At 53.1% G+C, this 7,082-nt stretch carries 7 protein-coding genes; 2 read left to right on the top strand and 5 right to left on the bottom strand.

Annotated features, from left to right (window positions below; genetic code table 11):
* The 3 genes from OB13_RS19835 to OB13_RS19825 form a co-directional block, all read right to left on the bottom strand.
* Nucleotides 1-467: hypothetical protein (locus tag OB13_RS19835; protein ID WP_461491921.1), on the bottom strand; the 467-nt coding region annotated here is incomplete at its 3' end.
* 450 nt (nt 468-917) lie between these two features.
* Nucleotides 918-1,379 carry a hypothetical protein gene (locus OB13_RS19830; protein ID WP_461491920.1) on the bottom strand — a complete coding sequence of 154 codons (462 nt, stop codon included), beginning with the start codon at nt 1,377-1,379 and terminating at the stop codon, nt 918-920.
* 39 nt (nt 1,380-1,418) lie between these two features.
* Complete coding sequence (locus OB13_RS19825; RefSeq protein ID WP_461491919.1) at nt 1,419-1,907, bottom strand: hypothetical protein; 489 nt, start codon at nt 1,905-1,907, stop codon at nt 1,419-1,421.
* Between the two features lie 300 nt (nt 1,908-2,207).
* On the opposite strand from OB13_RS19825, the gene OB13_RS19820 reads away from it, so the two are divergent.
* On the top strand, nt 2,208-4,151 hold the full coding sequence (locus tag OB13_RS19820; protein WP_461491918.1) for a peptidylprolyl isomerase: 1,944 nt from the start codon (nt 2,208-2,210) through the stop codon (nt 4,149-4,151).
* 104 nt (nt 4,152-4,255) lie between these two features.
* Here OB13_RS19820 and OB13_RS19815 read toward each other — a convergent pair whose 3' ends face one another.
* The gene (locus tag OB13_RS19815; protein ID WP_461491917.1) at nt 4,256-4,900 is read right to left on the bottom strand and encodes a thioredoxin family protein; all 645 of its coding nucleotides are present in this window, start codon (nt 4,898-4,900) and stop codon (nt 4,256-4,258) included.
* A 225-nt stretch (nt 4,901-5,125) separates the two neighbouring features.
* A complete protein-coding gene (locus OB13_RS19810) occupies nt 5,126-6,055 on the bottom strand; it encodes a DUF1684 domain-containing protein (RefSeq protein WP_461491916.1) in 930 nt (309 codons plus the stop codon).
* A gap of 265 nt (nt 6,056-6,320) precedes the next feature.
* Between OB13_RS19810 and OB13_RS19805 the strand changes: the two genes are divergently transcribed.
* Entirely contained in the window at nt 6,321-6,905 is a 585-nt protein-coding gene (locus OB13_RS19805; protein WP_461491915.1) for a flavodoxin family protein, read from the top strand.
* The last annotated feature ends 177 nt before the right edge of the window (nt 6,906-7,082 follow it).

The raw sequence follows: 7,082 nt of genomic DNA, 5'->3' as shown, positions 1-7,082 counted from the left end.
AAATTGACACCATTCACGGTTACATTTCTTTCCAGGGCTGCCAGCTGCACATTTACAGCGATTTGATGCGCGGTGTTACTGTTCTGGATGGTTCTTAACCGCAACAGCACCTGCCTGCCGCTATTCAGGTCAATCAATATAAACCTGTCGGAGACCTGTATACCTGCGATCTGCCGCCAATAGATCATGCGTTCCTGGCTGTAGAGGTTTAGGCGGTAACTGATCCGGGCGGTAGTTATTGAAAAGTACGCGTCTTTTAGTGGAAGCTTGTCAACCCCGATAGCGACCAGCCCGGCCCCGGTTAAACTTACCAGGAAGGCAGCTATTACCCAGTCCCAGCGGGTAGCCTGCACAACCATATCATTGAACAGGGCAGCCAGTCCGCCACTCAGCATAAATAAGCCTAACCAAAGCATTTTTTCTTTGATTTCGTCCAGTTGCTTGGCAGTATACAGGCTGATGTACATGATGCAAGTGATAAGATTGATACACGATACCTGACAAATCAGGCGACTAATTATGGGTATACAGTTGATGGCATGGGCTGCTGCTAGCCAGCCCATTAACACAAGAAAGGACTGTATACCTACACGCTTCCTGCTAACTTAGAATTTAAGCTTAAATTTAAATAAATATATTATTAATGTAACATTACTAAGAATAGTACGCTTGTAAAACCGATGTGTTTTGTATCAGCCCGAATTGATTAAGTACAAGGTGGAGTATTCGGTGAACGTGTACTTTTAGGGCGTGAAGTAAGGTTATCCGAGAGGGAAAATGAACCCATTTATGAGAAGGAGGAAGTATGCTTCAGGCAAAGTGGTTAGCGGCAGGGCGATACCTGCTTCTCAAAAAAGAGGATTGCCCTGCCTGGAATAGTCGGGAAATTCAAAAACCGGAAACTGTCTGACGTAAGGCTATACCACCTTTTGGGCCTGGGCCGGCACGCCGTTCACTTCCACATTCTGCTCAATGGCCGCCAGTTGTACGCTTACACTGACGTGGTTGGCGATCCGGTTGCTTTGAATGTTACCCAGCCGCATCACGACCTGCCCGCCATCTTTCAATTCAAACAACAAGGTATGCTGCGAAGCCTGTATGCTATCGATGCTGTTCCAGTAGATGACCCGCTCCGCCGTGAAGAAGTTCAGCCGGTAACTTATTTTTTCAGGCGTCATGGAGAAGTACACATCTTTCAGGTACAGCTTCCCGGCACCGGCCGCTACCCAGAAACCTCCTGTCAGACTGACCAGGCAGGCGGCCAGCGTCCAGCCCCAGCGTGGCTGCTCCTGCGCGGTAAACTCATTCAGCAAGGCCACCAGGCCTCCGATCAACAGGAAAAGCCCGCTCCAGAGCAGCACCTGCTTCGTCCGCTTCAACTGTTTGTTAGGGTAAAGGTTTACATACATAGCAATGCATTACTGGTGTGGCACGATAACTTCTATTGTTTTGCTGGCAGCGATGCTGGTGATCCTGCTTCTTGCTTCCTGTAGTATCTCCCCGTTGCGGATCGTCTTCAGACTTATGGCATGCTGCCCTCCGTTCTTTAACAGAAATGTCACCAGCACCGGCTCCAGTTGAATGGTATCCACTTCCTCCCAGTCAAACTCGTGCTCCTGCTGCATAAATCCCGAACGGTACCGGACGCCTGCTTCCGTCAGGGTAAGATGCCGCTGGTAATCCGGGTTCCTGTCCAGCCACATGGCCATCAAAAACAGGCAGAAGGGCAGCAGACTGAACAGGTATAAGAACAGAAGCGCAGAGCGGAAATCATTTACGGCGATCAGGTGGTAGAGCAGCCAGCCATGCAAAGCCACTGACACGAAAGCCATCAACAACATGAAGCGCTCCAGGTGGGACCTGAAGTCATACGCACTGGAAAACAAGCGAATACTTATATTTTGCATGGAGCGCAAACATTTAGGATATAAATATAATAATTTAAGCAAATTTTAAAAAGCAGCAGGACGCTAAATGTTAAAAACAGACGGCAGCCATGCCTTTGCTTCCAAAGGCTTTCAGAGCCTGTTTAAACTTCATTCTTAGCGCAGCAGCCCCTAAAGGAACTTGCCTTGCCCTTTCTTGAGCCCCGTAGCGCTGCCAGGTCACTCTATAAGCATTCAGCAGAACCCTTTCTGATCAATTTTCGCCTGCAAAAACGAATTTTAAACGGGCTCTTAGTATATTCAGGCTTCTATATACCGCACATGAAAAAAAGCTATACCTTCCTGTTTGCCATTGCAGCCTTCGTTTCCTGCCGCCAACAGCCACAGCAGAGCGAAGTGCCGGTGGCGCAGGGGCTCAACAAGTTTACAGATACCACGCTGCAGCAACTCTATACCTTGCAGGACGAACGAAAGACAGCAGAACTGCTTCCTTTCCTGAATCATCCCAAAGCGCAGTACCGGCAGGAGGCCGCCCTCGCTTTTGCTTCCGTGCAGGATACGCTGGCCATTCCTCAGTTGCTCACCGCCCTCTCCGACACTACCACCACGGTCAGACTGGCAGCAGCCTATGCCTTGGGGCAGATCGGGCACAAGAAAGCGCAGCATGCCCTCATTCAGCACCTCAACCAGGAGAAGCGCCCGGCAGTACAGGCAGAACTCCTCGAAGCACTGGGCAAGCTGGCAGATGCAGCCGGCGTGGCCTACCTGGCCGGCTATCAGGCACCCAATGCCACAGCACTGGCAGGCCAGGCCTGGGGAATTTACCGGGCAGGACAGCGCCAGCAGCATACGCAACCGGGAATCGCAAAAGCAGTGGAATTGCTCGCGGCAGTCAATCCTTTTGAAGCCCGCCTCGCGGCAGCGCATTTCCTGGCACGTACCCCGAAACTCGACCTCTCGGTTTACAGGCAACCCCTGACCACAGCTGCTACTTCCGATGCCTCGCCTGACGTGCGCATGGCGGTGGCGCAGGCTTTTGCCAAAGTCAAGGCCCGTGACAAGGCCACGGTACTTTCAGGTATAGCCCAGAGCGATCCGGATTACCGGGTACGGCTGAGTGCGATCCGCTCGATGGCCGGCCTTGAATTCGAGGAGATTGAGGAGGCCCTGCTTGCCGGACTCACAGACCAAAACATCAACACCGCTGTCGCCACGGCTGAGTTTCTGCAGGCTAATTTTCAGGGTGTCAGCTCGGTGACTTTGCAGAAAGCTCTGAGCCAGGTAGAAGACGGACGCGTGCGGGCCGGACTGATCTGGGTGCTGCTGCGCAACAGCCCCAACAAGCCCCAACTCAGCAAGCAATACCAGCAGGTATACCGGAGCACCCAGAACCCCTATGACAAAGCGCATCTCCTCAAAGCGCTGTCGGCTGATTTCAACAACGCTGCTTTTATAGCCGAACAGACCTTTGCGGCATCCCAGCCCGTTATTGCTACCTATGGAATGGAAGCACTGGTTGCTATGCGCCAGCAGCCTGATTTTCCAAAAAAGATGGAACCGGACTTTGCCGCCATCTTCCGGCAAGGTATAGGCTCGGGAGATGTGGCCCTGGTAGGGCTGGCGGCTGGCGTAATCCGGGATCCGAAGCTCAACTACCGCGACCTCTACCAGGACCGTACCTTTCTTACGCAGGCACAGCAGCAGCTGGTGCTGCCCCGCGACATGGAAACCAACATCGAGCTCCAGAAGACAATAGACTACCTGAGCGGCAACGCGTCTTCTGCCACGCCCCAGAATCCCTTCACGCACCCCATCGACTGGGCGCTTGTGCAAACGATCGCACCCGACCAGCAGGTACTGATCAAAACGGAAAAAGGGGATATCACCCTGCAGTTGTTTGTGGAGGATGCCCCGGGCTCGGTGGCCAACTTTGTGGAGCTAACGAAACAGCAGTTCTTTGATGGCCTTTACTTCCACCGCGTGGTTCCCAACTTCGTGGCCCAGGGCGGCGATAAGCGCGGCGACGGCTGGGGCAGCTCGGATTACTCCATCCGTTCGGAATTTGCCCCGCTGCACTACCGGGAAGGCTACGTAGGTATGGCATCTGCCGGCAAGGACACGGAAAGCAACCAGTGGTTCATCACCCACTCCCCCGCCCCGCACCTGGATGGCCGCTATACCATTTTTGCCAAAGTTGTGAAAGGTATGGAAGTCGTGCACCAACTGGAGGTAGGCGATAAGATCATGTCGGTCGCCTTGCAATAGGCGCTGCCCCTAGCATACCCCGATGTCGGGTGGCACGAAGGCCAACAGCAGGTATAAAACAGGAGAGGCAGCTGATGTAGCTGCCTCTCCTGTTTTACAAATCTTTAGAAACGTTCCACCGGTTGCTCTTCCGGGCTTTGCAGCTTTGCCCAATCCCGGATCAGAGGCTTGAATTCCTGCAGCAAGGTCTTGCTGCGGTCTTTGCCATACCAGCCATGGAGTTGCTCCACAAATTGCTGATACGGTACGTTCTGCGCTTTCATTTCATCGAAAAGATGCTGGGCAGGCGCAGGCCTCGGGCCCCAGGTCCCCAATTCTTCCAGGGTGTCCGCATCCAGGGCGATGAGTTTAGGTATAGAGCGTCCTCCGTTGGTGAGGTAAGCATCCATCAGATCCAGGTTCTCATCGCGCAGCAGCAGTTGTACTTCGATCAGGGGCGATGCCTCCGCTATTCTGACAAGGGCAGGCACACACTGGGCCGCATCGCCACACCAGGCCTCCGTCAGAATCACCCATATCATTTTATTCTGTACACTCAGCATCAGGTGTACCAGTTCATCATCCAGCACAGTAGTTTTTTCGACGCGGCGCATGCGCTGTGCATTCATGCGAGTGTATTCAATCATGTCCGGGGCGTGGTTGGTTCCCGTGGTCTTGTTGTCAGCCAGAAGAAGATCGATGAGTTCTCTGTATTGCGTATAGGTCATGGCTTTCGCCAGGTGTTCTGCTTTAATCGTTGCTTGTGACATTTGTAGTGGGTGTGTTTTAGGTGTTCTAATATTGTCGTAACTATATATTAACACGAATATATTCTCAATAGTTCCTGTTTCGCTGCCACCTCATCCGCCTCCGCTTTTCTTTTGTACTTTCCTGATTGCCGCAGATCGTTTGCCCTTTCTGTCAGGTCGGTTGCCGCAGTTGGCAGGGAAAGAGAGCTTCAAGCGCCTCCCCTCTTTTCCATCCTTCCTGGCTGGCTATTGCTCCCCATAGGCTTTCTCGCCGGCCGGAACACGAATGGATAGAAAGTTCTGGCGGGGCGGCAGCGGGCAGGTAGCATAGGGGACAAACGCACAGGGCGGGTTGGTCGCTTTGTTGAAATCAAGCACCGTAAGCCCGTCAGCGCCGGGCTTGTCGGCATAGAGGTAGCGGCCGGCACCGTAGGTTTCCAGGCCGTTTGTTTTATCCGCAAATAGAATGAAGAGCTGATCCCCCTCTTCCAGCGCGTCCAGCCGGTGTTGCTTTCCGTCCACGGTGAAGACCAGCGTGCCCGGTGAGTTTTCCTGCGAGGTTTGCCCGGTTACATTCGTGATCGGAATCTGCTTGGGTGTCGGGTGCGACTCGAGCTTGGCCTCCACGCGCCAGGCGATGGATGCCGGGTAGCGCGCTATACCTTTGAAAGCCGTTAAGGCTTCGTTCTGAAGGTCGCGGAGGCGCACGCCATACCTGTCGCCCCGCTTTATTACAAACCAGGTCAGGGAGCCGTGGGTGAGCTGCGGTACCGTGTCCAGGGCCGGCGCAAACAGAAGTGCCTCCTGCACAGGCCGGCCATTCAGCTGCACCTCTACCCCTTTGGCTATGGTGGTGGTGACGCTATCGCCGGAAAGGGTGATGACGCCTGCCTTCGCCGGGATCTTTCCGGCCGGAAATACCAGGTCGTTGCTTTCGGCGCTGCCAAACGTATTATCCCCTTCCTGCAGCCAGAACAGCCCTGCCAGCGTCAGCCAGCCGTCTGCCGCCTTCAGCTTTGCTTCCCGCTCCTGATGCCATTGTGCTATACCTGCTGCGTAGGCCTCGCCCTCCCGGGCGGCTTCTTCGGGCTGCCTGCTTTGCTCGGTGCAACCGGCTAGCAGCAGCATGACGAATGCAAGTATACTTACGTTGAGTTTTTGACTGAATCGGAACATGTGCCTTTTGAAAAAATGCTTTTGGTACTAATGTAACGCATTTACAGAAATTTTCTTTGCATGCACCAGACTCAGATCAGGCATCCCGAATGTATAGGTATAGCAACCGCTCTGAAACCGGTGTGAAGCAAACAGATGCAAGGTATACGCCGCGGCTATAAATGTCGCTCCATCAGGTATAGCCGTAAGGCTTGTTGAAGCCTTCTCCAGGCTATACCTACACAAACTTCCTCAAACCCTTCCGCTCTTTCCAGGTTTAAAGAGTATGAAAGCCATTATTTTACTCGGAACACTCAAACAGGAAGGCCTGTCCAACACAGAAGTCTTGTCTGAATTTTTAGCAGCTCACTTTCAAAAGCAGCAGGTGGATTGTTCGATCATCAAATTGGTCGATCATAGGATCCTCGCAGGCACCTTCAGCGACATGGGGCAGGGTGATGAGTGGCCGGAAATTCTGCAGCAACTTCTCTCAGTAGACATCATTGTCTTGGCCACTCCCATCTGGTGGAACAACCAATCCTCTGAAATACAACGCGTCATAGAACGGCTCGACGAGCTGCACGATGAAGTGCTGGCAGACAAAAAGTCCAGGCTGGAAGGAAAAGTAGCGGGCATTGTGATCACCGGCGACTCGGATGGAGCCCAACACGTGATCGCCAACCTAAGCAACTTCTTTAATGCAATCGGGCTTGCACTGCCACCTTACGCCACGCTCTCGGTGCTATGGGAAGGACAGAAAAAAGGGGCGAAGACAAGCCGGGCCGAACTGATGAAAAAATACGAGGAAGACTATGCTGAAACGGCGGAGAAAATGGTGCGGCAAATGCTCCGGTTCGTTCCGGATAAATAACGAATGGCGACTACCTGGGATGTCTCTGAAAGTACAGAAAGTAAGTGGGACTAAAGCGCTGCCTGGGAGGCGTGATCATCAGCAGGCGCTGCGGAGGGCATTAATTCTAACACAACATCCTGGGCAGCACGACTCTCTTTTTGTGCGCTGCGTAGCAAGGTAGAAAGCTTTTTCTCT

The sequence above is a fragment of the Pontibacter sp. HJ8 genome (genome assembly GCF_054824225.1).
This window is presented reverse-complemented; position numbering and strand designations above follow the sequence as displayed.

Excerpts from the sequence above, each read along its gene's own strand:
- OB13_RS19805 (WP_461491915.1), top strand. The coding sequence starts at position 6,321 with ATGAAAGCCATTATTTTACTCGGAACACTCAAACAGGAAGGCCTGTCC.
- OB13_RS19815 (WP_461491917.1), bottom strand. The coding sequence starts at position 4,900 with ATGTCACAAGCAACGATTAAAGCAGAACACCTGGCGAAAGCCATGACC.
- OB13_RS19820 (WP_461491918.1), top strand. The coding sequence starts at position 2,208 with ATGAAAAAAAGCTATACCTTCCTGTTTGCCATTGCAGCCTTCGTTTCC.
- OB13_RS19810 (WP_461491916.1), bottom strand. The coding sequence starts at position 6,055 with ATGTTCCGATTCAGTCAAAAACTCAACGTAAGTATACTTGCATTCGTC.
- OB13_RS19825 (WP_461491919.1), bottom strand. The coding sequence starts at position 1,907 with ATGCAAAATATAAGTATTCGCTTGTTTTCCAGTGCGTATGACTTCAGG.